At 70.2% G+C, this 611-nt stretch carries 1 protein-coding gene; it reads right to left on the minus strand.

The features are described 5' to 3' along the window. Positions 1 to 116: 116 nt before the first annotated feature. Positions 117 to 608 (minus strand): GNAT family N-acetyltransferase, encoded by a 492-nt coding sequence (locus CA983_RS44785; RefSeq protein ID WP_086606201.1) that lies wholly within the window; start codon positions 606 to 608, stop codon positions 117 to 119. Positions 609 to 611 lie beyond the last annotated feature (3 nt).

Here is a 611-nt window from a genome sequence, read left to right on the forward strand (position 1 = left end):
CCCCCCAGATCTCCCCCCAGAAAGCTCTGACGCCATGTACGACCCGCGTGGGGCAGAAAGGGTTGCACGGTCAGGTAAGAATTTCTTGCCGGATTCTTGCCGGGTGACTGAGGAGGTCAGCGCGCCGGCCGGGTCAGCACGCGGGTGAGGCCGCCGTCGTCCTCCTCGACGTCCCGGACGTGCGCGAACCCGATCCGGCCGAGCAGGCGCAGCGAGGCCTCGTTCTGCGCGGCGACGGTGGCGTGCACCTCGGTCAGCCCGAGCACGTCGAAGCCGTACCCCACGAGCGCCTCCGCCAGCTCCGTCCCGAGCCCGCTCCCCCAGGCCTCCGGGGCCAGGGCGTAGACGATCTCGTGACCGTCGACCGCGTCCGTCCGCTTGATCTCCGCATGCCCGACCAGTCGCCCACCGCGCCGGACCGCCCACACGTCGAACAGATCCTGGGCATAGACCTTGCTGAAGATCCGCCCGAACAGGGCCCGGTCGTCCGCCTCGGCGGCGGGACCGTCACCCATCCACCGGGAGACCCTGGAGTCCTGGAACAGAGCGACGAAGTCGTCCTCGTCCTCCGGGGTGTAGGCGTCGAGAAGCAGGCGGGCGGTGCGCAGGGG

The organism is Streptomyces swartbergensis (assembly GCF_002148965.1).
Lineage (GTDB): Bacteria > Actinomycetota > Actinomycetes > Streptomycetales > Streptomycetaceae > Streptomyces > Streptomyces swartbergensis.